The following is a 25,504-nucleotide window of genomic DNA, read 5'->3' on the forward strand; positions in this document are numbered from 1 at the left end:
CTGCATTTTTGACTTGAATCTAAGCGGGCTTCGGCATAGGTTCCGAACCCGCGGCGAGCATACTCGCCAAATATGGGGCCATAGCTCAGTTGGGAGAGCGCTTGAATGGCATTCAAGAGGTCGTCGGTTCGATCCCGATTGGCTCCACCATTATTTATAAGGGCTTAGCTGGAAACGGCTAGGCCCTTTGTCTTTCCAAGTGATACTTGAAGAAGATTCCAGGTCCAGGCGCGCGTATCATTCTTCGACAATGCAGGCCGAAGAGAAAGGCGACGCCATTCGATCAGGACAGGCCGCTTACGGCTGTTGGTCGGCGAATTGGAGATATCCTCCTATTGTAGGATCAGCCTGTCTCTATTTACCTTTATTCCCTTAAAGATAAAGAGATCGCATCAACACCAAGGTAGTCCGGTCTGCAATATCATCATTCAATGCCGGGGCGATGTGTTTTTGCTATGCTTTACAAGCTGAAAATGATTTTTTGACATATCCGTGTCGCAATCTATTGTGGTTTATCAGTATAGATACTTCGGATAATTATTAAGATAAATGGTAATCATGAATTTATAGTGGTGCGAAATTGTCAAATACGGGGTTTTCAAAACTAAAGGCCAACTGGAAAAAACTTTCGCGGAACATATTTTCCAAAAATGAGTCCGACTCCCTAGAGGGCACAGGGCCCAAAAAGGGTGGAACGACATCAGAAAAGGAAAAAGGCGATGCGTCTTTTTCCGAGTTCGATCAGGAAATACTGGCCCTGATTGAAGAAAATGATTTTCTGGTAAACGGCAAGGTTAGCTTGGTTAATCTGGGCCGGATCAAGGAAAAGCTAGGTAACAAATGGCCAAAATACTCGGATTTCGTGCATGAATTTGCCGAAAAGGTCATTGAGCGCCGAATAACCAGCCAAGATCTTTTTTATCGGGTTGGTGAGGATGTCTATGTCTTTGTCTTCGCGCGGCTGTCGGAAGAGGAAGCCATCATAAAATGTTCGTTGATTGCCAAGGAAATCGGAGAGCAGATTTTCGGCGATGCCTGGTCATCAGATGAATTTGGGGCGTCAATTGCCGTTACCAAAACCGACGGAAGCATTGTTCTGGAAAAGAAGTCCTTGAAGGATTGTATTGCCGACAGCCTTCGTATTGCAAATACAATAAACCCCAAAAATGTGTTAGATGCGGTTGCTCCAGAAACTGCCAATAAGGCATTTGAAGATATCGCCGCCAAAATTGATGAAATTGAAATGCTGGCGGGCGACACGACTAATGAAAGTGAACCTGAAAAACAACTTCAAAACTTCAAAGAAATGATGAGTGGGATTGACCAGGTTGTCTCACAGTTCAACGACACAACTGAGTTGATGAAGTTGAAAGAGAAAACGCCTCAATGGCAGTCATTTGTCCATGACTCTCAAAAAACCGGTAATGTATCGGTCGGCAATTTATCACAGAAATTGAATGCCCTGATCAGTGATACCGAAAAACTCTATGAGACCATCGAAGAAACCGTCCTCCCAAGCCTTGAGTTACAAGGCCGTGGCAAACAGGGTGCGGATGGTGTTGACGACATGGGTGAGCCGGATATGAAGTTTTACTACTGGCCGGTTCTGCAGCCAGCAGTATCTGCCATTAACTCATATCGTTTGACCTCTGAGATCCTGTTAGACAATACTTTTTGGAGCATTGAGGAACTTCCAGAGGAATTGGAGCCCAGCACGATAGCTGGATTCGACAGGCTTCTCTTGCGCAGGGCAATCGTTGACCTTCTGGATAGTCGTGATAAAGGGCTGCTTAACATAATCATCATCCCGGTCCATTTTTCCACGCTGAACATTTCCTCTCAACGACAGGCCTATGTGCGGATTTGCGCGGGTATCCCAAAAGATATGCGCAAGCTGATCATGTGGGAGATTATTAGTAGCGGCGCCGGGCTTTGGCATTCGCAGCTCCAGAATGCGGTCTCTGCGGTAAAGCGGTTTGGCCGACTGGTTGCGCTTGAAATGGATTCTAAAAATCCGCGGTTCACGGATTTGAAAGCTATTGGCATGGATGTTGTCGGGTTTAATTGCCAGGCAATGGAGATCTCGAGTGGAGACGCGCGGACAAGGTTTGCCAATTTCAGAAAGCGCGCTGATCAGGTAGGATTACGCAGCTATGCATTTGGTATTCAGTCCAAGCCGATATTTTCAGCTGTCTTGAATGCTGAGTTTGATTTTGTTGCCGGCACATTTGTCGCGGAAAATGTTCCGCACCCCAAAGGAGCGTATGAATATGACGGCCTTGCCGGTAAAAATTCCCCGAAAGAGTAACCTTTAAGGCACAATCCTGCTGTAGCGAATTCCTCTCGCCATGGCACCAAGGCGCTTAAACTCGTGGCAATTACCCAATTCGGAGACGGATTACCAACGGTCAGGTCCACCATTCGTCAAAAAGGCGCCCGAATGAGGCGCCTTTTTCGTTCTCGGATTATTTGTGAGCTCAGGCTGCGCTGCGTTGGGTGCGGCGGTTGCGTTGGCGGCCCCCACCAGCACCAGCGCCAGCGCCAGCGCGTTGGGCTTTCGGTGCGCCGGAGCGGCCACCGCCATTATTTTGCCTGTTGCCGGACCCCGACGACCTTGGACGACCATTTCCGGCGCCACGGCGCCCCCGCCCGTTGTTCGAAGGTTTGCTTTCCTCACCTGCCGGGGCTTCGGCGATGCCTTCTGCATGAAAGGGGTGGTCCTCCAGCACCGGGACGGGCTGGCGAATACTTTTCTCGATATCCTTCAGATACGCCCGCTCTTCATGATCACAGAAGGAGAGAGACGCGCCTGTCGCGCCGGCGCGGGCTGTGCGGCCAATCCGGTGGACATAGCTTTCGGGCTCGTTCGGGATCTCGAAATTGATCACATGGGTGACACCATCTACATCGATTCCGCGCGCCGCCACATCCGTCGCCACCAGGGCGCGTGTGTCGCCGGAGCGGAAATCATTGAGCGCTTTCTGGCGTGCATTCTGCGACTTGTTGCCGTGAATGGCGGCTGAGGAAATGCCTAGCTGTTCGAGCTGGCGCGAGACGCGGTTGGCGCCATGTTTGGTGCGGGTGAAAATCAGCACGCGGCTGAGGTTTTCATCCTTCAGCACATGGGCGAGCAGCTCGCGCTTGCGGCCTTTCGGCACCATTAATACATGCTGCGCCACCTTTTCCGCCGTCGTGGCGGCCGGGGCAACCTCGATGCGAAGGGGGTTTCGGAGAATGCTGTTCGCGAGCTTTTCAACAGATTTCGGCATGGTCGCGGAGAAGAGCAGGGTCTGGCGCGTTTTTGGTAATTGCGCGATGATCTTCTGGATATCGCGGATAAATCCCATATCGAGCATCCGGTCGGCTTCGTCCAATACCAGATATTCAACATTACCAAGATCGACATGGCGCTGGTTCATCAGATCAAGCAGGCGACCCGGCGTTGCGATCAGGATATCGACACCGGCGGTCATCGCCTTGATCTGCGGTTTGGCGCCTGCGCCGCCATAGATCAACGTGGTCTTCAGGTGCAGGTATTTGGAATAGGCGTGGATATTTTCGGAAATCTGTATCGCCAGCTCGCGCGTTGGGGCAAGGATCAGGGCGCGGGCAGCTTTCGGCGTACGCTTTCCTTCGCCGCTGAGCAGCTTCTGGATCAGGGGAAGAGAGAAGGCAGCGGTTTTGCCGGTGCCGGTCTGCGCGATCGCGATCAGGTCCTTATCATCCATAACGGCGGGAATCGCCTGTTGCTGGATTGGCGTCATGGTTTCATAACCGCCCTCTTCGACAGCGCGAAGGACGGATTGGTTCAGACCGAGGTCTGTAAATTTTGTCATTACTTTAGTTACTTTCCAGTTTTTATGAGGCCTGTTGCAGCGCAGACGCTCCACGATCCAAACAAAAACAAACGACCGGTCGAGTTTCTCGATCGAGGCGGATGTATTGCTGTTTCGGGGGTGGTTTCGACGGACTAATTAATAGAGATCGAAATTAGCGCCATGCGAAAGACTGCAACGCGACACTCTACTGGTATCGCTTCGGCAATGAGGCGACTTATACGCTAATTAACTGGAATGTCAAACTTTCTCTATTTGCCCGCCAGCTGTTGCAAACGTTGTAAGGCGTCCGATGCGAGGGCGTTGGTGAGCTCGCGGGCATCCATATCGCGCGCCAGTGCGGCCGCCTGTCCTGACCAGAGCGAGGTGAAATCGCCCGACCCGGCCTCTTCCGCCTTGGCTTTTAATGGGGCGAGCGCGGCACCGGCGCTCGGGAAGGGCGGGGCATCGTCCGAGATTGGCCCGACCTCGCGGATCACCCGGTTTAGCATGCCGCGCGCGGGCTTGCCCGAGAAGACATTGGTGATAACCGTTTGGTCATCCTTGGCCCGATGAAGGGCGGCGCGATGGAGATCGCTAATCAGGGATTGCGGCGTAAACAGGTACGCGGTGCCAATCTGCACACCAGAAGCGCCCAAGGCGAAAGCCGCCGCGATACCCCGTCCATCGGCAATGCCGCCAGCCGCGATGACCGGTACTTTCACGGCATCAACCACTTGCGGCAACAGCGCCATGCTGCCCGCCTGCGCGGTAATATCCTTGGTCAAGAACATGCCGCGGTGACCACCCGCCTCATAGCCTTGCGCAATAATCGCATCACATCCGTTTGCTTCCAGCCACCGGGCCTCATCGACAGTTGTCGCGCTGGAAATAACGCGTGCGCCGATTGCCTTCACCCGCGCCAGTAGAGACGCGTCGGGCAGGCCGAAATGAAAGCTGACCACATTTGGCCTGATATCTTCGACCAGCGCGCACATGCCCTCATCAAAGGCGCGGCGGACCGGGGCGGGTGCGATGGCCGACGGATCAAGCCCATATTCAGCGTAGAAAGGCGAGAGCCGCTCCGTCCAGGCGGCTTGTTGGGCGGCTGTCGGCGTGGTGACCGTATGGCAGAAGAAGTTCATGCTGAACGGATTTGCAGTTTGCTGGCGAATGTTGCCCGCCTCGGCACGCATCTTGTCCTCGTTCAACATGGCGCAGGGTAGGGACCCGAGCCCGCCTGCGTCACTTACCGCAATTGCAAGGGCTGATCCGTTGGCCCCGGCCATGGGTGCCTGAATTATCGGTATCTCAATTTGAAGTAGATCAAGTAGCTTTCGACTGGGCCACATTGCAAGCCCTCCCGACTTGTTGATAACCCGTGGTAAATTGAAGCAATTTTTGCCAGTTTGCAAGAATGCTTGACCGGTTGATCACGCGGATTTGTTCATTGGCGCGCTAAAAACTATCGCCGTTTAGTCAGTAGGGTCATCAGCAGACCAACCGGGTGCTTCCTGACGCTCCTGCGTCAACCGGGATCTCGTCTCACGGGAAACTGGGGCGATGAAGGCGGCGCTGGCCATGTCGATCAGGTTCTCGACCGCGCGGTCAAAGTTGAACATGCCGGTTTCCCTCAACTTGCGGGCGCGCACAGCCTCAATATCCGCAACAGCGAAGATCAGCATTGATCTCAGGGTTGCGATCCGTGTCATGCGCAATTCGGCGGGGATATTGTCAAGCTGCCCCAGCAGCAATTCATTCATCCGCTTAATTCCCCGGTCGGCCTTGCCGGCGATAATGTCATCAAAGCTGACTGTGGGGCTGCGATGTACTTCCAGCAGAAAACGGTTGTAATAGCTGGGTTGCACGGACTCCTCGATCGGACGAATAAAGGGAATCACCGCAGTTTCCACAATGCCGCGGATGTCTTCACCGCGGCCCTGCGCCAGCAACTCATCGATCATCTTGTTGCGATGAGCGTCAATCTTGGTGACCCGCCACATGAGAATTGCCTCGATCAACGCATCGCGGGAGCCGAAGTGATAATGCATCGCGGAGGAATTGCGCTGGCCCGCGCCTTTCAGAATTTGCTGAAGGGTAACCCCGTCAATGCCGTGAATGGCGAACAACTTCTCCGCTGCGGTGACTATTCTGAGCTTTGTTCCGTCAAGCGGTCGTGGGGCATCGTCCATCCTGGCCGGATAGTCATCTGTTCCCTTTTCAAGATTGCTGTTCGTCATATAGGCGGAATTCCAAAAATGCAGTCGTATCTATCACCATATTATCGCCTTGACAAATTAATCACAAGCGATTAATCAACATCAATTAATGAAGGTCCATTAACGCATAAAAAGAAGAGGGAGAGGGAAATGGTGATGCTGGACGTCGTCGCGGATAAATTGCATTTCGAGCCGATGACGGTTCGTCTGGGTGCGGTCGTGTCGGGTGTGGATTTGCGGGAGACGCTGGATCAAGACGTAATCAATCAACTCTCCGACGCGCTTGTTAAATACAAGGTCCTGTTTTTCCGGGGTCAGGATATTACGCGCGAGCAGCATCTCGCCTTCGGCCGACGGTTTGGCGAGTTGGAAATTCACCCTCTCACCCAGCATAAGGAAGGGTTCAAGACACAGGATATCGCGCCGGAAATCATGGTTGTGGAAAGCACGGCGAAAACGCCGATTACAGCGGATGAATGGCACAGCGACGTGACCTGGCGAAAGGAACCGTCGCTCGGGTCTATCCTGCGGTGCATTGTTTCGCCCAAGGTTGGCGGTGATACCCTTTGGGCGGATATGGAGGCAGCCTATGACGGGCTGGATCAGCAAACCAAGGAGGAGATTGAGGGCCTGACCGCCATGCATGACTGGAAACCCTTCCGTCAGGCGATGTACGCCCAGCCGGGAACCGAGACGCTGGTCAAGGAACTGAAGGCCAAATACCCGCCTTCGGAACATCCCATCGTCCGCACCCATCCTGTTTCCGGCCGCAAGTCCATCTATGTGAACAACCCGTTCACGACAAATATCAAGGGCAAGAGCAGGGAAGAGAGCATGGAACTGCTGACCAAGCTCTATCGGACCGCCTCGACGCCGGATTATCAGGTGCGCTTCCGCTGGGAACCGCATTCCATCGCCTTCTGGGACAATCGGAGCACCCAGCATTACGCAGTCGGAGATTTCTTCCCGGAGCACCGGTTGCTGGAACGGGTGACGGTTTCGGGTGACCGTCCGTTCTAAAAACGCGCCGACGACCGGGCGAGGGATTGGTTTCTACTGCCCGGACGCAGTAATTATTTTCAACGGGTAGCGAAGTTTCTGACGCTGTTGTACAGTCAGGCTTTGTAACATGTTTTATTGATCAGAAAACTGCCTAGAATAGAGTCCCAAGCCCTGAGAACTATATCTTCACAGGATAATCTGCAGCTAATTGCACGCCCGCGTCTTCTCAAGACGCTAGATGATGCGAATGCGGGCCGGCTGATTTTTATCCATGCGCCTGCCGGATATGGCAAATCAAGCATTTTAGCGCAATGGGTTCACCACAGGACAGAACGCGGCGAACTCACCTGCTGGCTTAACCTGCGGGAGAGCGATCGCGAGGTGAGCGTCCTGACTTCCAATCTATGGAACTCAATAACGTCCGTATTGGGTGATGATAAGGAACTGCCGGATCTGGGCGGGTTGTCGGACCAGGATATTTACCGGTTGATCCGGAACCGACTGGCTAAGGCCGAAGGTTCCTTGACGATCATTCTGGACGACTATCACATGTCGTCATCCACAAAGCTGAATAATTTTATTGGCGCACTGGCCAGGGACAAGGTGTGCACAAATCATTGCTTCGTGATCTGCTCACATAGTCGACCAGAGATTCCGGTCGGCGGCTTATGGGTTCGCGGCGACTTGAAAAGCCTTGATATAAATGATTTGCGGATGTCGAGAAACGAAGTCGCCGAGATGTTTGAAGCGGCGGGAGAGCCGGCACAGCAGAGCCTGATTGACTCGGTGTATAATCGAACGGAGGGGTGGGCAGTCGCGGTAAAGATGGCCCGCCTGATAAGCGCAGAACAACAATCCTATGATTTGTTCAAGGGGTTTGACGGCAAACAGGCCGACGTTGCAACCTACCTTGCGGAGCGGGTTGTTTCTAATCTGTCGGCGGACGCTCTAACCCTATTGAAGTCCATTGTTCCCCTGTCTCATTTCAATGAAGAATTGCTTGAGCATATGGCGGCGGTTGAGAACTGTGCGGAAACTCTTCAGGAACTGGAAAGTTGCGGGGTTCCGATAAGTCGCGATAGTGACAACGAAAACTGGCGGAGGCTCCATCCGATTTTTCGCGACTTTCTTCTCAGCATGAACGAGATGGAAAAGGTGGAGTTTCCCGCGATCCTTGAAAAAGCAACGACCTGGTTTGCGCGCCGGGGAGATATCGAGGAGGCGGTTACCCTCGCCCTGGAGACTAATCTTGTAACACTTGCGGCCGATATTGCGGAATCAGCAGGTGGCTGGCGCCTGATTTATAAGGGGCTTGGCAATATGGGCCCGCGGATTGTTGACCTTGTCGAGCGGTTGCCGGAAGAAAGTTGGCAGCATTTTCCCAAATTGATACTGGGTCATGCCGTTGCCTCCGCCAAATCCGGGAATTTGTCTCTCGCGGAGTTCCAGTTGGAACGGTTCGAGAGAAATGTCGCCGCGATGGATGACGGGCTGGCCCGCGAATTCAGGCTGATAAAGCTTCTTTTGTTTCTGTACAGTGATCGGCAGGTGCCCCTAAGTGAACTGCCGAAGCTTGAAAACAGCCTCGCGAGCATTGCGACAGATGATTATGTCCAGATAGCGTTGTCTCATAACCTCTTGTGCTTTCAGTATCTGGAAAACTCCATGCTGGATCAGGCGCGACGATACGGGGACCTGGCCATCCAGTCTTTTCAGAATGCCGGAGCGTTGTTTGGCGAGGTACACCTCTATACACATTTGGGGCAGGCCCACTATTTTGACGGTGATTTGAAAAGCGCCGTTCAGCACTATCGGACCATGATCGAGAAGGTCCGGCAGAATCTGGGAGAGAAATCTGACCTGGATGCAATTGGCCAGGTTCTGTATGCGGAAACACTGGTTGAGCAGGGCGATCTTGAGGCAGGAGAGCAGATACTGAACTGGGCTTTGCCTCATATTGCAGACAATGACAGCTGGTTCGATATTCTGGCGGCCGGTTATTATACTGCCGTCCGTATTCAGAAAATACGGAAGAATGACAACGCGGCGTTGGCAATTCTCGATCAGGCGGCGCAGACAGGCCATCGTCGGGATTACGGCCGTCTCCGTCGGTTCGTGATGCGTGAGAGGATCAGCTTGCTGGCGTCCATAGGCCTGCCATCCGAGGCGGCGGCGCTGGCGGAATCAAAAGGGCTTGGCGAGGAGAGCATCAGCAAGCTGGTATTCAATACGCTTCCCAGCCGTCTCAGGGGGGACGTTCCCGCCATCATGTGGGCGCGTATCTATTTCGAGCAGCAGCGATATGACTTGGTGCTAAATACCCTGGCAGCACTTGAGGAAGCGCAGGACTCCCGGAGCAGTTTTCTGCGACAGCTCAAGTTGAATTTGCTGAAACTGCGAACCTATCTTGCGATGCAGGATATGCAGGTTGCAGGCAAGCTGGGCGACCAGATACTATTGAATGCCGCGAGCCTGAACTACTGCGCCTCATTTCTTGATGAGGGTGACCTTATTGGTGATTTCATACAAAGAAGGGCCAGAAATAGCGACCTGTCGCCCATTCTGGGTGAGCGCTACAAGAAACTGGCTTCCAGATTGGCGGCAATCGTCAAACCAAAGAGTGATCTGCATTTCACGACTCGAGAGGAATCGGTTCTCCAGTGCCTCAAGAAGGGGTTATCCAACAAGGAAATTGCCCGCACACTCAACATTAGCGAGAACACGGTCAAGTTTCATGTAAAAAGCATATTCAGGAAGCTGAACTGTACGTCCCGCACGCAGGCGGTTTTGGCGGCGAGAGAAATTACCTCCAACTAACCTTCCCCCACCCATTTGGGTAGGGTGGTAATTTCCTGCCCCACCCTTCTGGGCAAGTTGTCTCGATCGGCCCTCTTCAATAACCTCATGAATAATCCAACAGCAAAATCCGGGCTCCGGCCGGTGCTGCGTTGCGATACTGCAAGAGGAAGAAGGTGGAGGATATGTCACAACACCAACAGTCTAGACTTGTTGATGACCTGGATGTCGTCACCGCTGAAATCATCAGCGGAAAGTTGCTTGCCCTCGTCGACGAGATGGCCATCATCATGGCCAAAACCAGCATGAGCCCCGTCATATACGAAGTGCTGGATTTCGCGTGCGGGATCTGTACGTCGCAAGGGGAGCTGGTGGCGCAGTCAAACGGAATTACTCTCTTCACCGGAACATTTGGCAGCCAGGTTGCGGCCGTTGCCAAACAGTATGAGGGCGATATCGCCCCCGGGGACATTTTCATTACAAACGACCCGTTCAATGGTGGAACGCATTCATGTGATATGGCGGTTATCCGGCCGATATTTCATGGGGATCGCATTATCGCCTATGCCATTACGGTGGCGCATTGGCTTGATGTGGGTGGCGCCGTTCCCGGAAGCCTGCCGACAAATGCCAACTCCTGTTTTCAGGAAGGATTGTCTCTCTCGCTGATCCGAATTGGCCGGAACGGGGAACTCTTGCCGGATATGGTGCGGATAATTGAACAAAATGTCCGATTGCCGGATATGGCGATTGGCGATTTAATGGCCCAGCTGGCGACAACAAGGGTGGCGGAAAATGGTGTCCGCGAAACGTTGGATAAATACGGCCTGGAAGCCGTTGAAAATGTGTTCACCCATATCATTACCTCCGGCGAAAAGAAGAGCCGCGCGGTTATCACGGACCTACCCGATGGGGAGTATTTCGCAACCGAAGTGATCGATGGTGATGGCATCGTTGATACGGCTATTCCGGTCCAGGTAAAGATAACCATACGTAACGACGAGATGATTGCGGATTTTACAGGCAGCGCACCGGCGGCGGCGGGTCCGATAAACTGTGGTTATACCGCTCTCTCTTCCGCGGTGAGAACAGTCTTCAAGGCACTGGTTGGCCCTCAGGAACCCTCCAACGAAGGCTGGTTTCGTCCGCTAAAAATCGTGGTGCCGGACGGGACGGTTTTTTCCGCCAACAAACCGTCTCCAACGGGATGGTATTATGAGGGTTCCGTCCATGCGTCGGAACTGGTTTGGAAAGCGCTGGCAAACCTCAAAAAAGATCGCTTTTCTGCGGGTTCCTATACCAGCTTGTCTGTTCTTTACATTACGGGAAAGGACAAAAATGGAAACCTCTTCGTACATATTGAGCCACAGCATGGCGGGTGGGGCGCTTCAGCCGACGCAGATGGGGCAAATGCACTGATCGCCCTGACGGATGGAGATACTTATAATTACTCGATTGAGCTGCTGGAGGCCAAATTTCCGCTCCGGGTCAAGAAATATTGCCTCAATACAGAGGGGGGTGCCGGCGCAGGACGACAGCGGGGTGGTTTCGGGTTGATACGGGAATATGAAATTCTCTCGGATGATGCCGAAATATACTGCAGCCTGAGCCGAAATACGACACCGCCCTGGGGCGTTGAGAATGGCAGGGAAGGCAGCTGCAACTTTGTAGAAGTTGAAAATGCCAAGAACGGGGCTGTCAGTCGGCTTCACCGCGTACCGCACTGGGATATCAAAAACAGAGACCGGGTCAGGGTCATCACCGGCGGCGGCGGCGGATGGGGGGATCCGAAGGAGAGAAAAACAGAAGATGTTATGCGCGATATCCTGGACGACCTGATCAATCCGGAACAGGCCGTGGACCAATATGGCGTGGCGCTAGACAATGACGATGCATTTCAAACGGATAAATAGGTAGACTAGGGATGGCACGGTTAGCAACAGATGTGGGCGGCACATTTACCGATCTGGTCAGCTATGACGAGGTTTCCGGTGAAGTGAAGATAGCGAAGACCCTGACTACCCAGGAAGACCAGTCAATCGGTGTCATGGATTCCATTCACCAGGCATGTACGATGGAGGGGCTCGATCCTTCTGCGGTAGAATTTTTTGTCCATGGCGGCACGACGGTGATTAATGCCATCACGGAACGAAAAGGCGTCAAGACAGCCCTCGTCACAACAGAGGGGTTTCGGGATGTACTTGAAATCGCCCGTGGAAACCGCCCTGACCTCTATAACCTGAGAACACGGACGCCGGCCCCCTTTGTGCCCCGGCATTTGCGCTTTGAAATCCCTGAACGAATGGACTGGCAGGGAAATGTCCTGACGCCGCTGGATGAAGAGAAGCTTGTTGCAATTGCAGAATCATGCCGTCGTCTGGATGTGAAGGCAATTGCTATTGTGTTCCTGCATAGCTATGTCAATCCAGACCATGAAAACAGGTGCGTTGAGGTCCTGTCGGAATTGCTGCCGGACGTCACCGTTTCCCCGAGTAACAGAATTTCCCGGCAATGGCGCGAATTTGAAAGAAGCAACACAACGGTCCTGAATGCCTATGTTCAGCCCATTATTCGGCAATATTTCGCGAATCTGAGTAACAGTCTGGCCAAGGAAAACATTAATTGCACTTACTATGCCATGCAATCCAATGGCGGGGTCGCAACATTCGACCAGGCAACGGATGTGCCGCTCAGCCTGGTGGAATCCGGCCCGTCCGGAGGTGTCGCGGGTGCGGTAAGGATCGGGCGCGAACTGGGCGCGGATGATTTGCTCTATTTCGATGTCGGCGGGACGACGGCGAAATGCTCTCTCATCAAGTCGGGTCAGCCAAAACTCAATCCGGAATATAAACTGGAATGGTCACGCCGGTCCCCCGGCTATCCTGTCCAGATACCGGTTGTCGATATTGTCGAAATTGGTTCCGGTGGCGGTTCCATCGCCTGGCTGGATGATGACAACGGGCTTCATGTCGGGCCTTCCAGCGCGGGTGCCATGCCCGGCCCGGCCTGTTACAAGCGTGGCGGAACCGAACCGACAGTGACCGACGCGAAGCTTGTCTTGGGAATTCTTGATCCAGACAGTTTTGCCAAGGGTCAAATGACCCTCGATGTAGATGCAGCAAAACAGGCATTTGAAAAGATGGCGGCGCGGCTGAATATTTCCATCACGGAAGCAGCGGCGGCCGTCGTCCAAATCGCTGAAGCAGACATGATCAATGCATTGAAGTTGATCAGTGTGCAGCGCGGCCATGATCCTCGAGACCTGGATCTGGTTGCCAGCGGTGGCGCCGGCCCGATGCTCGCCGCAAGTATTGGTCGGGAATTAAGTGTTAAATCCACTGTTATCCCGATCTACCCAGGTATTTTCTCCGCCTGGGGTATGCTTGCGGCGATGCCTCGGGTAGACCTGCAGAGAACGCATTTTGAAAGCATGTCTCCGGATACGATGGAGAGGCTGAAGTCTATTTTTGCGACTTTGATTACCGAGGCGGTGGAGTATTTTTCCTGCGGCAGTAAAGATAAACTGGATCTGGTCTATCAGGTCGATGTCCGCTATCACGGACAGGAACATTCGGTTTTGACCAGAATCGATCTCGACTGGGACCTGGGCACATTCTTGAATGCCTTTCATGAGGCCCATGAAACGGCCTATTCTTTCAAGATTGACGATGCGTCGGTGGAAATTACCAATGTTCATCTGCAGGCCCAGTTGCACACGTCTGTTGTTTCCATCGCTCCTGTCTCTCGTGAGGGCAGAAGTTTCGAGCGGGCGAGCAAGGGAAGGCGGGAAGTATATTTCTCTGAAGATGGCGGTTGGCATGACTGTGACATTCTGGATAGGGATTTTCTGCCGGTTGGTGAATTAAGGGACGGACCTGCCCTTATTGAGGAAGCGACAACGACGACACTGGTTCTTCCGGGGCAAAAATTTGAAATGACAGGCACCGGGCTGTTAAAAATTTCTGAGAAATAGAGTGGGGTATTGAGAATGGCAATTGCCATTGAATTGCAGAATATAACGCGCGCCTATGGCACGGTTAACGCCCTCGACAATGTTTCTCTCAAGATTGAGGCGGGGGAATTCTTTACTCTGCTTGGACCGTCGGGCTCCGGGAAAAGCACGCTTCTGAAAATAATTGGCGGGTTCGAGGAACCCACGGGGGGAAGCGTTCTTTTTAACGGAGAAGACGTCACCAGCCTGTCGGCAAACCAGCGCCCGTCAAACACCGTCTTTCAGGATCTTGCCTTGTTTCCGCATATGTCCGTGGGTCAGAATGTTGCTTATGGCCTGCAGATACAAAGGGTGCCAAAAAGCGAAATCGTCGAGCGTGTCATTGACGCTCTTGACCTGGTCGGGCTTTCCGGGTTTGAGGATCGCAATGTCAATCTGCTTTCGGGCGGGCAGCGTCAAAGGGTCGCTCTCGCCCGTTCCCTTATTATGGAGCCGGGCGTCCTTTTGCTCGATGAGCCGCTCACGGGGCTGGATGAACAGCTCCGCCAGCAAATGCGCGACGAGTTCGGCTATTTGCATGAGAAAACCGGCGCTACCTTTATTCTTGTGACCCATAATCAGGACGAGGCGCTTTCGCTTTCGAACCGAATGGCGATCATGAAAGGGGGCCAGTTGGTCCAGGTCGATCCGCCGACGACATTTTTTGAGCATCCGAAAAACAGTTTTGTTGCCGGTTTTATGGGAATGGACTGCCTGATCAAACCCGATAGGGTTTCGATGGAGAACGGGTCTCCCGTCGCCACTGTCGGCGATACCAGAATAACGGCAGTCAATAATGCCGAAATTGTGCCCGGAAGGGATTATGTTCTCGCCATTAGGCCTGATCAGATCAGGTTTGAAGCTGGAGGGGCATCCGGGCCGACATCAATAAAAGTAACAGTGAAAACGATCCGATATCGCGGGCTTTTCTACGATATACATGCGGAGTTTTCAAATGGAGAACAGCTTCTTATGACGCATCCGGTGGAAGGGGCAGGCAATCTTCCTGCCACAGGTGAGGTCGTGAACATCTCATTTTCTCCCGGCGCGCCACTAATCTTGCTGCAGGAGTAGTCAACCAAAACGCTAACCTAAAGGAGAACGAAATGACACTGAAATCACTTATCCATTCCAGGTTTGCCGAGACGAATGTAAGCCGGCGGCAAATGCTAAAATCAATGGGCGTCGCTGGCGCGGCGTTGACGGCGACTGCCGGTATGCCCTTCTCTTCCGCACTTGCGGCTGAAACGGAGCTATCATTCTGGGGAACCGGGACACTGGACATTGGCAATAACTGGGACCAGTTGACCAAGGATACCGGACTTATTGCCAATTTTACCGACAATGGCAACGATCCGGGGCCTGTCGTGGCGCGGATGGTCGCTGGCAATGCCAATGACTTGTATGATGCTCTGGGTTTGCAGGGCGGTACCGAAAAAGAGCTGGCTGTTCAGAATGCAATCGCGCCTTGGGATGTTTCCAAGATCCCGAATTACGAGACGGTCTGGTCCTGGGCGAAGGATATTCCTTATCTCTACCATGATGGACAACAATTCGGCATCCCGTCCGTGGTCAATGCGGATTCAATAATTTACCTTCCCGAGAAAACGGGCCCGGTTGACAGCTATGGCGTAATCTTTGATCCCAAACTCAAAGGCAAGGTCGCCATGGAGGACACCTGGATTAACAGTGTTATCTTCACGGCCATTTATTTGAAGGGGTCAGAGAACGCGAAGATTGAGGAGCCGGGCAACCTGACAGAGGACGAGCTTGGAATGGTCATGGAGTTTCTTATCAAGCATAAGAAGGACGGCCAGTTCCGCACATTCTGGAGCGGTTGGGAACAGGGCGTACAGCTGGTTGCCAACGAGGAGGTTTATGCCATGACTGGCTGGGAACCGATTGTTTATGCGGCCCGTGAGCGGGGCATAAAAGCGGAATATGCAGTCCCGGTTGAAGGATATGAAGGCTGGGGCAATAACACGCTGCTCACTACTGGGGCGGTTGAACGGGGATTGTCCGATCAGGCGCATGAATTCACCAACTGGCTACTTGGCGGGTTCTACGGTTGTGATCTGGCTGTAAACCGCGGTTATGTCGTTCCGACGGACAACAACGTGAAATATGCAAAGGCTCATTCCGATCAGTTTGACCCTGAGAAAATCGAGAAAATCAGCAATCACGTGAAGAAGAAGTTCAGCGGCAAGGTTTACTGGCAAAATACACGCCCGGATAATTTCCAGCTCTACGAAGAGTGGTGGCAGAAACTTCGTAACGCGTAAATTAGAGAATATGCCTGTCAGAGCACGGATACGGATATGAATAGAACGGTTCTGTTATTAGCGACACCGGCGATAGCCGTTATCGGTTTGCTCTGCCTGGCACCGCTTGTCCTTGTGGTTGTCTGGAGTTTCTGGACATGGGATCCATCAACCTACTGGATCAAGCCCGATTTGAGTTTCGCGGCATATGAAGCGATTTTCGAAGCCGGGAGATGGAAAGTCCTGCTGGATTCCATCATTAAAGCGCTGTTGACGGGGCTCATTTGTCTCGTCATCGGCTATCCGGCGGCGTACTGCATTCATTTTCTGGCCGGAAACCGGTCCGCGTTCCTGTTGATGGGCCTGTTTACCATACCCTTTTTTACGTCCTACCTGATCCGGTCATTTTCCTGGAGACTGGTACTGGGCCGTAATGGGATGGTGAACTCCACTCTGATGAGCACAGGCCTCATTGACGAACCGATCGAGTGGCTCTTGTTCAGTGATTTTGCAGTCATTGTTGGTCTGGTCGCCTCCTATCTGCCCTTTGTCATCTTCCCGCTACTGCTGTCGATGAGAAAAGTGGAAAAATCTGTCCTTCAGGCCAGCCTTGATCTCGGGGCAAGTTTTTTCCAGACATTGCGGACGGTTCTGCTCCCCTTGACTAAGGCGGGCTGTTTTGCCGGTTTCCTGTTTGTATTCGTGATGTCTTTGGGGTCGTCCACTGAGGTAAAAATGCTGGGTGGCGCGGCGGCCTCCATGATTTCGGTCATGATCAATGACGTTATGCGGGTTGTTAATTTCCCCTTGGCATTTGCGATTTCGAGTGTCGTCATCCTGTTTTTGCTGATCCTTCTGTATGTCGGTAATCGCCACCTTAAACTTGCCAAGCTTTTTGAGGATTTCTCATGGTAGATCAGTTTGAAGGGCCGATTGTTCGCCTGGGCGCCAGAATTGCTGTTGTTGTGGCCTTGATGATCATTTATCTGCCACCACTATATCTTCTTGCCATCTCCTTTAACGAGGGGTTGCAGCCCGCCATCCCGTCACTGGATCAGGTAAGCATTAAATGGTATCTAGCCCTCGCCGAGGAGAACAAGCTTCTGGCGGCATTGGGGGAATCGCTGCTGGTGGCGACGGTCACCGCGGTTATCGCGACAACCATCGCGTTCTTTTCCGCCCTTGCCTATATGGAGATGTCAGAGCATCGCAGCGGATGGTTCATGTTCGTCATCTTCTCGATGTTCGTGCCGGGAGTCATTCAGGGGCTTTCCCTATCCGTGATTTTCACAAAACTAGGGATTCCGTCCTTTTGGGCGACGGTTGTTGCCGGGCATTTGCTATGGGCGATGCCATTTGCCTTTACGGTTATCCTGACAATGCTGGCTGTGGTCAAGCGATCCTATCTCATGGCGGCAGCAGATTTGGGCGCGTCCTGGGGCCGACGCCTTTGGGACATTACTTTGCCTCTGGTGCGGCCGGGCCTGATTGGCGGGTTTATTTTCAGCTTCCTGCTTTCCCTCAACGAATATAATCGGGCCTTCTATCTTGTCGGACGCCAAAACACATGGCCATTGGACATGTTCGGCAAAATGAACTCGGGCGCGTCGCCGACGATCTATGCGCTGTCGGGCAGCATACTGATTGCTTCATTTCTGGCAGTCGTGCTTTGCTTGCTTCTAACATGGAAACGCGTCGTAAAAACAAGCTAGGAGAGCGGTTAATGCAAAGTAGTACATCTACAGGGGCGGATTCCCTGGTAGAAATTACCGAAGAAACGCACGGGGTCATGCTCGATATAAAATATGCGACCTCCGACAATATAACCGGAAAGCCAATTTATGATTTGACGCGCTGTTATCTTCGAAGAGAGGCCGAGGAAAAGCTGCGAATTGCGGTCGAGCTTCTTCTTCCGCTCGGGCTGCGCATAAAAATTTTCGATGGGTACCGCCCCGAGGCGGCACAGAAACTTCTCTGGGCTGCATGCCCGGATCCGGACTATATCATTCCGCCGGAGGTTGGCAGCAATCACACGCGCGGCATTGCAGTTGACATGACATTGGTCACCTCGGATGGTGCCGAGCTGGATATGGGGACCGGATTCGATGATATGACGGTCCAGTCGCATCACCGCCGCAGCGATATCCCGGTAATTGCACAGAAAAACCGCTTTCTGTTGCAAGGGGTCATGTCTCTTTGCGGATGGGTTCCCCAGGATACGGAGTGGTGGCATTATCAACTGCCCGGAGATGACTGGCCCTTGCTGGAGGGAGCATCGACGGGCCTGATCGGCTCCCCCTGAACGGTTCAAGCAGGGATACCTCCGGCTAGCTAGGCGCATTACTCCGGATTGGGTGGATCAAATCCTTTTTCTTTTTTGGATCAGGGTCAGAATTCGGCCGTCGATGAGGGCAAGGCCGGCAAAGATAATGGCCATGCCGACAAGGGCCAAGGGGTGGATGGTCTCATGCAGGATGCCCACTCCAAGGAGGAGCGCGGTCACCGGGATCAGGAAGGTCACCAGCAGCAGGTTGACCGCACCGGCAAGCGCAAGCAGGCGGAAATAGAAGATATAGGCGAGCGCCGTCCCGAACAGGGCGAGGGCGATAACCGCCGACAGGCTGATCCAGTCCGGGGTGGTGTCAAAAGGCTTGTCCATGATGAGCGTAAGCGGCAGCATGATGATGCTGGAACAGGCAAGCATCCCGAAAGCGTTGACAAGGGCGGAGGTCCCCTTCAGGCGCTTGCCCCAGATTCCCGCAAAACCATAGGAAAGTGCGGCCCCGAGAATAGCGAGTTGTCCGATGCTTTCGAGGTTGAACCCCTCTGCCAGACTTGGCTGCATCATGACGACCACGCCGCCATAACCAATCAGGACCCCGACAAGCTTATGGCGGCGAAGCTTCTCGTCTGCCGTAAAAAAATGCGCGAGGATGACCGCAAAAAGAGGTGTCGTGGCATTCAGGATAGAGGCGACGCTGCCGGTTATATGGGTCTGGCCCCAGACAATCAGGCTGAACGGGATAATATTGTTGATCACCCCCATCACCAGAAACACGCCCCAGAGCTGGAGATCGCGGGGGATTGTCTCGCCTTTTATCCTTAGATAGATAAAAAGCGCGAGTGTGGCGATCAGGACCCGAAGACAGACAATGGTAAACGGCGTAAAATCCTCAAGCGCCAGCTCGATAAAGAAAAAAGTGCCGCCCCAGAGAACAGACAGCGTCAGCAATATAGCCCAGGCACGCGAAGACATACTTAACCCTCATATCCGAAAATCCGATGCGCTTACCATGCCACTCCCGGCGCTGTAAAACTATCCGAAATCAGGCATCATATTCATGCTGGATTTTCCTTGGACAGTCAGAGTGTATATCGATAGAGTGCGCCGCTTTCACATTGATCAGAAGTGCAATGTCGACAAGACCTAAGACAAATGCTGACTCATCCGCAAGAGGTCGCTGTTTGTCTTTGGTTTATTGTCCCGCTGGAAGAACATTATGGATGCGTTTCTTACCTCTGTTTTTACGGTCGCCCTTGCAGAAATTGGCGACAAAACCCAGCTTCTCTCGCTCATTCTTATAGCCCGGTTCAACAAACCCTGGAGCATTATTGCAGGCATTTGCGTTGCTACGCTGGCCAACCATGCGGCATCGGCAGGGGCCGGGGCATGGCTCGGGCAGTTTCTTCAAAGCGAGGCCGGGCGCTGGATTATCAGCGGCAGTTTTATTGCTGTGGGCCTGTGGCTTCTGATCCCGGACAAGGAAGATACGCCAACATCGCGCTGGGACGGCTATGGCGCGTTCCTGGTCTCGACCATTTTGTTCTTCCTCGCTGAAATCGGCGACAAAACGCAGATAGCAACGGTTCTGCTCGGTGCGCATTTCGGCCTGCCGGTGATCGTTACCCTTGGTACGACTGTCGGTATGCTGCTTGCCAATGTTCCAGTAGTATTTTTGGGCGCGGCCCTGATGCGGTATATCCCCTTTCGTGCGGCGCGGATTTTCGCCGCCGTCGTCTTTATTGCAACCGGTATCTATACCCTTTGGGCTGGTTCTGCTCAGTAAAACGGGTACGGTTGTTTACCCGCCGCCTTGATCCATATCAATGCCCCTATCGTTCGCGAGCATTAGTTTTTGAGCATACAACGTCTATCAGGAGGGCGAGCGGTGGATATCAAAGCAACCGAAAAGCAATTACGGGACAAGCTGGGCGGGGAGATAAAGCGGCTGGAAGCCATTGAGCAGCGCCTTCGTGGCACCCATAGCGCCTCCTTCGGGGAGCAGGCCATCGAGCGCGAGGGTGACGAGGTTGATGAGCGTATGGAAGAAACCATTATCCATGAAATCGAAATGATCAAGGCGGCGTTGGAACGGATCGAGGCGGGGAACTATGAAACCTGTTCCTCCTGCGGGGAGCAGATTAACGCGGCAAGACTCAAGGCCCTGGCCTATACGACCCTTTGCATCAATTGCGCACGGGAAAGAAGCGACCGGATCCTCGGGGTTTCATAGGCTCAGGAGTGGGCCGTCAGGCAGTCGCGCAAACCGGTCGCGAGAGCCTCCATCAGATCAAAATAGAGATCCGCGCCGGGCTCCAGTTCTGCGCCGATCGGATCGAGGATACCAAGCCTAACCGGCATTCCCTCTGCGGCGGTTTGCAAGAGCCGGTCATCGAACTGCGGCTCCTTGAAAATGCAGGTAGCGCCGGATTCCTGTATTTTCGCCCGAATGTCTTTCAGCCGCTTGGCGCTAGCTGGGGCATCAGGCTCCAACGTGAGGGAGCCCACGGCCAGCACATTGTAATGTCGCTCAAAATAGGGGAAGGCGTCATGTAGCACAATATATGGGCGACCCGCGAGCGAGGCGAGCCTGACGCGTAACTCCGCATCGAGTGCATTGATCCGGCTAATTTGCTTTTTTGCGTTCTTGTTATAGATTTCCTGGTTCTCTGGATAGAGGCGGCCAAGTTCCGCCGCGACGCTGCGGGTTATATGAATTGCATTTTTCGGGTCGAGCCAGAGATGGAGGTTATCTGCTTCAGTACCGTGATCGTCGTTATCGTCATGCGCGTGGCTATGGCCGTGCTCATGCCCGTGAATGTCCTCCTCCCAGGTGCCGCCCTCACGCCGTTCCAGCAGTTCAACTCCCTCTGCGTGCGAGAGGGAAACTTTCCGCACTTTTTCAGGCAATGACGCCAGCGCGGTTTTAAGGAAACTTTCAAACGCGTCATCTATATAGAAAACGACTTTAGCATCCTGTAGGCGGCTTACCTGTGACGGCTTGAGGGAGAGCCCGTGCGGTGACGCAATGCCGGTGATGAGAAGCGTCGCGTCTCCCGTTTCGCCCATGACACCCTGGACCAAGGAATGCAGCGGCTTGATGGTTACAACAACGGCATCTGAATCGCTGGCAAATGCGCTGGTTGGTATAAGAAAAAGGATAACCAGTCGGAGAAGAAAACGTGTCATATGGCTTAGTATTTCAAGTTTCGGGTTGCGAAGACGTATAAATGTTATATTATAACATAAGTTCATAGTCGGCATTTTTGGAAAATCGAGATGCATAATTGCACAACCCACAGCGACTGTATAGCCGAGGCACTCCAGCGGGCAGAGGAAATTTGTGACGCGCGGGACCTGCGGTTTACCGACCTTCGTCGCAAGGTGCTGGAGCTGGTCTGGGAAAGCCATGGCCCGATCAAGGCCTATGACATTCTTGACAAGCTGGATCACCGGATTGCGGCGATCAAGCCACCGACGGTCTATCGCGCGCTGGAATTCCTTACCGAGAATGGCCTGGTGCACAAGATCAACAGCCTGAATGCGTTTGTTGGCTGCGGCCATCCGCTCAAGCATCGCGAATGCTACTTCCTTATCTGCTCTGACTGCGGGGAGGCGAAGGAATGCTGTAACCCGGACATCACCGATTTGATCTCGAAAACAAGTCGGCGGAATGAGTTTCTCGCTGAGCATGTCACGCTGGAAATTACCGGTGAATGCAGTGATTGCCGCGGGGTTCATTAATACATGACAGAGTTGCTCGCCTCCCGCCGGGTCAGTGTAATCCGCGACGGGAAAACCATCCTTGAGGATGTCTCGCTTAGCATTGGCGAGAAGGATTTCATTACCATCATCGGTCCCAACGGGGCGGGAAAGTCCATGCTGCTGAAATGCATGATGGGATTTTATGCCCCTTCCGAAGGGGAGGTGGTGCGCCGGGCTGGCCTTAAAATCGGCTATGTGCCGCAGCGACTGGTGGCGGATCATACCGTGCCGATCAGTGTGCGGCGGTTTCTGACCCTGCGCAAGAAGGCGCCGAAAGCGGTCCTGCAGAAGGTGGCTCAGGAAACCGGGATTGAGGAAATTCTGCAACAACCGATTCATGTATTGTCCGGCGGGGAACTGCAGCGTGTCCTGCTGGCGCGGGCGCTGCTGGATGATCCGGACATTCTGGTGCTGGATGAGCCCGCGCAGAATCTCGATGTGACGGGGCAACTCGCCTTTTACAAGCTGATAGAGAAAATCTATGCCGAACGGGATGTCAGCATCCTGATGGTGTCCCATGATTTGCATCTGGTGATGTCGAGCACGCGGGAAGTGGTCTGCCTCTTTCATCATATCTGCTGTCATGGAGAGCCAAATATGGTTACACGGGATCCGGAATTCATAAGCCTGTTCGGTAACGACATGGCCCGGCTGATGGCGGTCTATAACCACAGTCATGATCATGACCATACTCACGATCATGAGGAGGAGGGTCATTTTCACGATCACGGGGATGCCCAGGACCATCGTCATGATCACCCCCGTGTGGGAGAGTCGCATGATGGATGATTTTATCCTGCGGGCGCTGGCCGCGGGCATTGGTGTTGCGCTGATTGCCGGTCCACTTGGATGTTTCGTGGTCTGGCGGCGGATGGCCTATTTCGGGGATTCGCTTGCCCATAGCGCACTGCTTGGCATCGCCCTTGGCCTGCTCTACGGCATCAATATCAACCTTGGCACCGTGATTATCTGCTCCCTTTTCGCGCTTCTTCTTGTCTGGTTGCAGCAGCGCCGGGTGCTGGCGACGGATACCCTGCTCGGCATTCTTGCCCATGCGGCGCTCTCCATCGGGATGGTGGCCTTGAGTTTCTTGAACAATGTCAGCTTCGATCTCTACAGTTACCTGTTCGGTGATATCCTGACCGTCCGGATCAGTGATCTATACTGGATCTACGGCGGTGGCCTTTTCGTGATCGGTTTGCTGGTCATGAACTGGTCCTCGCTCACCCTGATGACCCTGCATGAAGATCTGGCGCGTGCAGAAGGAGTGAATACGGTCTGGGCAAATATCCTTCTGATGCTGCTGATGACAATCGTGGTAGCGGTCTCCATCCGCATTGTCGGTATCCTGCTGATTACCTCAATGCTGATCATTCCGGCGGCGACAGCACGGCAGCTTGTCTCCTCACCTGAGAATATGGCGATCTGGGCGGCGATCCTTGGGCTTATCGCGGTAGTGGCCGGAATTTCCGGTTCTATAGAGTTCGATACGCCATCGGGTCCAAGCATCGTTACGGCCGCGGCGATCATGTTTGCGCTCCTCTCTATCTTTGCGGTAGCGCGCAGACGGACCTAATTTCCCGCAGAACGATAAAAAGCTAAATCTTGTCATTGGCTTGCCCGGACAATCTGTTAGGATCACGCATCCAGCTAACAGGATAATCAAGGGACGGGAATGACAGGGTCGACAAAAGCCAGGACGGGCGGACAAATCCTCGCCGATCAACTCGCGATCCAGGGGGCGGACACAGTTTTCTGTGTACCGGGCGAGAGTTATCTCGACCTGATCGACGGGCTTTACAATCACGCCAACAGTATTCGCATGATCAATACGCGCCATGAAGGCGGCGCGGCCAATATGGCGGAAGCCTATGGCAAACTGACCGGGCGGCCCGGCATCTGCATGGTAACGCGGGGGCCCGGCGCGACCAATGCGTCGATCGGGCTGCATACCGCTTTTCAGGACAGCACGCCGATGATCCTGTTCGTTGGTCAGGTCGGGCGCACCGATATAGATCGGGAGGCTTTTCAGGAGATGGACTATCGTCGTGTCTTTGGCGAGATGTCGAAATGGGTTGCCGAAATCGATGACGCCCGCCGAATCCCGGAATATATCAGCCGCGCGTTTCATACGGCTATGTCGGGGCGGCCGGGTCCGGTCGTGCTGGCGCTTCCCGAAGATATGCTGACCGATATGGTGGAGGTGGCGGATATCGCGCACCCGGCAAAAACGCCGAGCATCGCGCCCGCGGCGGCGGATATGACGGTGCTGGAAGAAAAGCTCGCGACGGCGGAGCGGCCTTTCATGATTGTCGGCGGCGCAACCTGGAATGCCACGGCGGTCAGGGATATCGAGACCTTCGCCGAGAACCATGGCATTCCGGTCGGGGCATCGCTCCGTTCGCAGGATTGCTTCGATAACCGTCATCCCAACTATGCAGGCGATGTCGGTATTGGCCTCAACCCCAAGCTTGCCGCGCGGATAAAGGACAGCGATCTGCTGCTCGTCGTTGGTCCGCGGTTGGGGGAGATGACAACGCAGGGCTATACCCTTATCGAGGTTCCGAATCCGGCGATGACGCTGGTTCACGTGCATCCGGGGGTGGGGGAACTTGGCCGTGTTTACCTGCCGGATCTGGCCATCAATGCCCGCATGCCGGAATTTGCGGCAGCGGCAAGCGCCATGGCGCCTTCGAAAACTGCGGGGCGGCAGGACTGGGTGAAATCTGCCCACGCCGATTATCTTGCGCGGATCAAGCCGACCGAGGTGCCGGGACCGGTCAATCTTGGCAAAATCGTTGCGTATCTGAATGAAACCCTGCCCGAGGATGCCATTATTACTGCCGGAGCGGGGAATTATGCCGTCTGGGCCCATCGCTTTTTCCAGCATAAGAAATACCGCACCCAGCTTGCCCCGACCAGTGGCGCGATGGGGTATAGTGTTCCCGCCGCGATCAGCGCAAAACTCACAGAGCCGGAACGCACCGTGGTTAGCTTTAACGGGGACGGCTGTTTCATGATGCTGGGGCAGGAGCTTGCAACGGCCATGCAGTTCAACGCGCCGGTGATGTTTATTATCGTAAATAATGGTATGCTGGGCACCATCCGCATGCATCAGGAGCGAACCTATCCTTCCCGTGTTCATGCAACCGGACTTGCGAACCCCGATTTTGCGGCGCTTGCCCGGGCTTATGGGGCCTTTGGGGAAAAGGTCACCAGGACAGAAGATTTCGCAGCGGTATTTGCAGCTGCCGAGGCGTCCGGTACGGCCGCTGTCATTGAACTGATTGTCGATCCGGAAGCATTGACGCCGGAACAAAGCCTCTCGGCCGCACGATCGCAGGGACAGGCGTCGGAATCCCAACAATAAGAAA

At 53.7% G+C, this 25,504-nt stretch carries 21 protein-coding genes and 1 tRNA gene; 17 read left to right on the forward strand and 5 right to left on the reverse strand.

Features of this window, described 5'->3' with window-relative positions:
• Nucleotides 1–74 precede the first annotated feature (74 nt).
• Nucleotides 75–150, forward strand: a tRNA-Ala gene (locus GQE98_RS04195).
• Between the two features lie 430 nt (nucleotides 151–580).
• Nucleotides 581–2,308 (forward strand): hypothetical protein, encoded by a 1,728-nt coding sequence (locus tag GQE98_RS04200; RefSeq protein WP_161314377.1) that lies wholly within the window; start codon nucleotides 581–583, stop codon nucleotides 2,306–2,308.
• Nucleotides 2,309–2,477: 169 nt separating this feature from the next.
• Here GQE98_RS04200 and GQE98_RS04205 read toward each other — a convergent pair whose 3' ends face one another.
• The 3 genes from GQE98_RS04205 to GQE98_RS04215 form a co-directional block, all read right to left on the reverse strand.
• On the reverse strand, nucleotides 2,478–3,836 hold the full coding sequence (locus GQE98_RS04205) for a DEAD/DEAH box helicase (protein WP_161314378.1): 1,359 nt from the start codon (nucleotides 3,834–3,836) through the stop codon (nucleotides 2,478–2,480).
• Between the two features lie 251 nt (nucleotides 3,837–4,087).
• Nucleotides 4,088–5,167, reverse strand: a complete 1,080-nt coding sequence (locus tag GQE98_RS04210) for an NAD(P)H-dependent flavin oxidoreductase (RefSeq protein WP_161314379.1) — start codon at nucleotides 5,165–5,167, stop codon at nucleotides 4,088–4,090.
• Between the two features lie 123 nt (nucleotides 5,168–5,290).
• Entirely contained in the window at nucleotides 5,291–6,055 is a 765-nt protein-coding gene (locus GQE98_RS04215; RefSeq protein ID WP_161314380.1) for a TetR/AcrR family transcriptional regulator, read from the reverse strand.
• Nucleotides 6,056–6,184: 129 nt separating this feature from the next.
• Here GQE98_RS04215 and GQE98_RS04220 point away from each other — a divergent pair, with 129 nt between their 5' ends.
• From GQE98_RS04220 to ddpX, 9 genes are all read left to right on the forward strand, one after another.
• Nucleotides 6,185–7,054, forward strand: coding sequence for a TauD/TfdA dioxygenase family protein (locus tag GQE98_RS04220; RefSeq protein WP_161314381.1), 870 nt, complete (start codon nucleotides 6,185–6,187; stop codon nucleotides 7,052–7,054).
• A 117-nt stretch (nucleotides 7,055–7,171) separates the two neighbouring features.
• Entirely contained in the window at nucleotides 7,172–9,853 is a 2,682-nt protein-coding gene (locus GQE98_RS04225; protein ID WP_161314382.1) for a LuxR C-terminal-related transcriptional regulator, read from the forward strand.
• 164 nt (nucleotides 9,854–10,017) lie between these two features.
• Nucleotides 10,018–11,745 (forward strand): hydantoinase B/oxoprolinase family protein, encoded by a 1,728-nt coding sequence (locus tag GQE98_RS04230; RefSeq protein WP_161314383.1) that lies wholly within the window; start codon nucleotides 10,018–10,020, stop codon nucleotides 11,743–11,745.
• Between the two features lie 11 nt (nucleotides 11,746–11,756).
• Nucleotides 11,757–13,805, forward strand: a complete 2,049-nt coding sequence (locus tag GQE98_RS04235) for a hydantoinase/oxoprolinase family protein (RefSeq protein ID WP_161314384.1) — start codon at nucleotides 11,757–11,759, stop codon at nucleotides 13,803–13,805.
• 15 nt (nucleotides 13,806–13,820) lie between these two features.
• Nucleotides 13,821–14,897, forward strand: a complete 1,077-nt coding sequence (locus GQE98_RS18515; RefSeq protein WP_161314385.1) for an ABC transporter ATP-binding protein — start codon at nucleotides 13,821–13,823, stop codon at nucleotides 14,895–14,897.
• 32 nt (nucleotides 14,898–14,929) lie between these two features.
• Complete coding sequence (locus tag GQE98_RS04245) at nucleotides 14,930–16,105, forward strand: ABC transporter substrate-binding protein (protein WP_161314386.1); 1,176 nt, start codon at nucleotides 14,930–14,932, stop codon at nucleotides 16,103–16,105.
• A 36-nt stretch (nucleotides 16,106–16,141) separates the two neighbouring features.
• Complete coding sequence (locus GQE98_RS04250) at nucleotides 16,142–16,999, forward strand: ABC transporter permease (protein ID WP_161314387.1); 858 nt, start codon at nucleotides 16,142–16,144, stop codon at nucleotides 16,997–16,999.
• The gene (locus GQE98_RS04255; protein WP_161314388.1) at nucleotides 16,993–17,796 is read left to right on the forward strand and encodes an ABC transporter permease; all 804 of its coding nucleotides are present in this window, start codon (nucleotides 16,993–16,995) and stop codon (nucleotides 17,794–17,796) included. The genes GQE98_RS04250 and GQE98_RS04255 overlap by 7 nt, the downstream gene beginning before the upstream one ends.
• Before the next feature lie 11 nt (nucleotides 17,797–17,807).
• Nucleotides 17,808–18,386 (forward strand): D-alanyl-D-alanine dipeptidase, encoded by a 579-nt coding sequence (ddpX, locus tag GQE98_RS04260; RefSeq protein ID WP_161314389.1) that lies wholly within the window; start codon nucleotides 17,808–17,810, stop codon nucleotides 18,384–18,386.
• Nucleotides 18,387–18,443: 57 nt separating this feature from the next.
• Here the strand turns inward: ddpX and GQE98_RS04265 are convergent, their stop codons facing one another.
• Entirely contained in the window at nucleotides 18,444–19,340 is an 897-nt protein-coding gene (locus GQE98_RS04265; RefSeq protein WP_161314390.1) for a DMT family transporter, read from the reverse strand.
• Nucleotides 19,341–19,584: 244 nt separating this feature from the next.
• Here GQE98_RS04265 and GQE98_RS04270 point away from each other — a divergent pair, with 244 nt between their 5' ends.
• Complete coding sequence (locus GQE98_RS04270) at nucleotides 19,585–20,151, forward strand: TMEM165/GDT1 family protein (protein WP_161314391.1); 567 nt, start codon at nucleotides 19,585–19,587, stop codon at nucleotides 20,149–20,151.
• Nucleotides 20,152–20,253: 102 nt separating this feature from the next.
• On the forward strand, nucleotides 20,254–20,598 hold the full coding sequence (locus GQE98_RS18375) for a TraR/DksA C4-type zinc finger protein (RefSeq protein WP_161314392.1): 345 nt from the start codon (nucleotides 20,254–20,256) through the stop codon (nucleotides 20,596–20,598).
• Nucleotides 20,599–20,600: 2 nt separating this feature from the next.
• Here GQE98_RS18375 and GQE98_RS04280 read toward each other — a convergent pair whose 3' ends face one another.
• Complete coding sequence (locus GQE98_RS04280) at nucleotides 20,601–21,554, reverse strand: zinc ABC transporter substrate-binding protein (RefSeq protein WP_161314393.1); 954 nt, start codon at nucleotides 21,552–21,554, stop codon at nucleotides 20,601–20,603.
• 90 nt (nucleotides 21,555–21,644) lie between these two features.
• Between GQE98_RS04280 and GQE98_RS04285 the strand changes: the two genes are divergently transcribed.
• The 4 genes from GQE98_RS04285 to GQE98_RS04300 all read left to right on the forward strand — a co-directional run bounded on the left by GQE98_RS04285 (nucleotide 21,645) and on the right by GQE98_RS04300 (nucleotide 25,500).
• Nucleotides 21,645–22,109 carry a Fur family transcriptional regulator gene (locus GQE98_RS04285; protein ID WP_161314394.1) on the forward strand — a complete coding sequence of 155 codons (465 nt, stop codon included), beginning with the start codon at nucleotides 21,645–21,647 and terminating at the stop codon, nucleotides 22,107–22,109.
• A gap of 3 nt (nucleotides 22,110–22,112) precedes the next feature.
• Nucleotides 22,113–22,919 (forward strand): ATP-binding cassette domain-containing protein, encoded by an 807-nt coding sequence (locus GQE98_RS04290; protein WP_161314395.1) that lies wholly within the window; start codon nucleotides 22,113–22,115, stop codon nucleotides 22,917–22,919.
• A complete protein-coding gene (locus tag GQE98_RS04295) occupies nucleotides 22,912–23,706 on the forward strand; it encodes an iron chelate uptake ABC transporter family permease subunit (protein WP_161314802.1) in 795 nt (264 codons plus the stop codon). Before GQE98_RS04290 ends, GQE98_RS04295 begins: the two co-directional genes overlap by 8 nt.
• Nucleotides 23,707–23,805: 99 nt before the next feature.
• Nucleotides 23,806–25,500, forward strand: a complete 1,695-nt coding sequence (locus tag GQE98_RS04300; protein ID WP_161314396.1) for a thiamine pyrophosphate-binding protein — start codon at nucleotides 23,806–23,808, stop codon at nucleotides 25,498–25,500.
• Nucleotides 25,501–25,504: the final 4 nt, after the last annotated feature.

It is taken from the genome of Sneathiella litorea (assembly GCF_009882915.1).
GTDB lineage: Bacteria > Pseudomonadota > Alphaproteobacteria > Sneathiellales > Sneathiellaceae > Sneathiella > Sneathiella litorea.

Bases quoted from the DNA above. Each gene is read 5' to 3' on its own strand.
- GQE98_RS04255 (WP_161314388.1), top strand. From the start codon at position 16,993: ATGGTAGATCAGTTTGAAGGGCCGATTGTTCGCCTGGGCGCCAGAATT.
- GQE98_RS04215 (WP_161314380.1), bottom strand. From the start codon at position 6,055: ATGACGAACAGCAATCTTGAAAAGGGAACAGATGACTATCCGGCCAGG.
- GQE98_RS04220 (WP_161314381.1), top strand. From the start codon at position 6,185: ATGGTGATGCTGGACGTCGTCGCGGATAAATTGCATTTCGAGCCGATG.
- GQE98_RS04210 (WP_161314379.1), bottom strand. From the start codon at position 5,167: ATGTGGCCCAGTCGAAAGCTACTTGATCTACTTCAAATTGAGATACCG.
- GQE98_RS04205 (WP_161314378.1), bottom strand. From the start codon at position 3,836: ATGACAAAATTTACAGACCTCGGTCTGAACCAATCCGTCCTTCGCGCT.
- GQE98_RS04230 (WP_161314383.1), top strand. From the start codon at position 10,018: ATGTCACAACACCAACAGTCTAGACTTGTTGATGACCTGGATGTCGTC.
- GQE98_RS04250 (WP_161314387.1), top strand. From the start codon at position 16,142: ATGAATAGAACGGTTCTGTTATTAGCGACACCGGCGATAGCCGTTATC.
- GQE98_RS04285 (WP_161314394.1), top strand. From the start codon at position 21,645: ATGCATAATTGCACAACCCACAGCGACTGTATAGCCGAGGCACTCCAG.
- GQE98_RS04245 (WP_161314386.1), top strand. From the start codon at position 14,930: ATGACACTGAAATCACTTATCCATTCCAGGTTTGCCGAGACGAATGTA.
- GQE98_RS04270 (WP_161314391.1), top strand. From the start codon at position 19,585: ATGGATGCGTTTCTTACCTCTGTTTTTACGGTCGCCCTTGCAGAAATT.
- GQE98_RS04295 (WP_161314802.1), top strand. From the start codon at position 22,912: ATGGATGATTTTATCCTGCGGGCGCTGGCCGCGGGCATTGGTGTTGCG.
- ddpX (WP_161314389.1), top strand. From the start codon at position 17,808: ATGCAAAGTAGTACATCTACAGGGGCGGATTCCCTGGTAGAAATTACC.
- GQE98_RS04265 (WP_161314390.1), bottom strand. From the start codon at position 19,340: ATGTCTTCGCGTGCCTGGGCTATATTGCTGACGCTGTCTGTTCTCTGG.
- GQE98_RS18515 (WP_161314385.1), top strand. From the start codon at position 13,821: ATGGCAATTGCCATTGAATTGCAGAATATAACGCGCGCCTATGGCACG.
- GQE98_RS04235 (WP_161314384.1), top strand. From the start codon at position 11,757: ATGGCACGGTTAGCAACAGATGTGGGCGGCACATTTACCGATCTGGTC.
- GQE98_RS04290 (WP_161314395.1), top strand. From the start codon at position 22,113: ATGACAGAGTTGCTCGCCTCCCGCCGGGTCAGTGTAATCCGCGACGGG.
- GQE98_RS04280 (WP_161314393.1), bottom strand. From the start codon at position 21,554: ATGACACGTTTTCTTCTCCGACTGGTTATCCTTTTTCTTATACCAACC.
- GQE98_RS04300 (WP_161314396.1), top strand. From the start codon at position 23,806: ATGACAGGGTCGACAAAAGCCAGGACGGGCGGACAAATCCTCGCCGAT.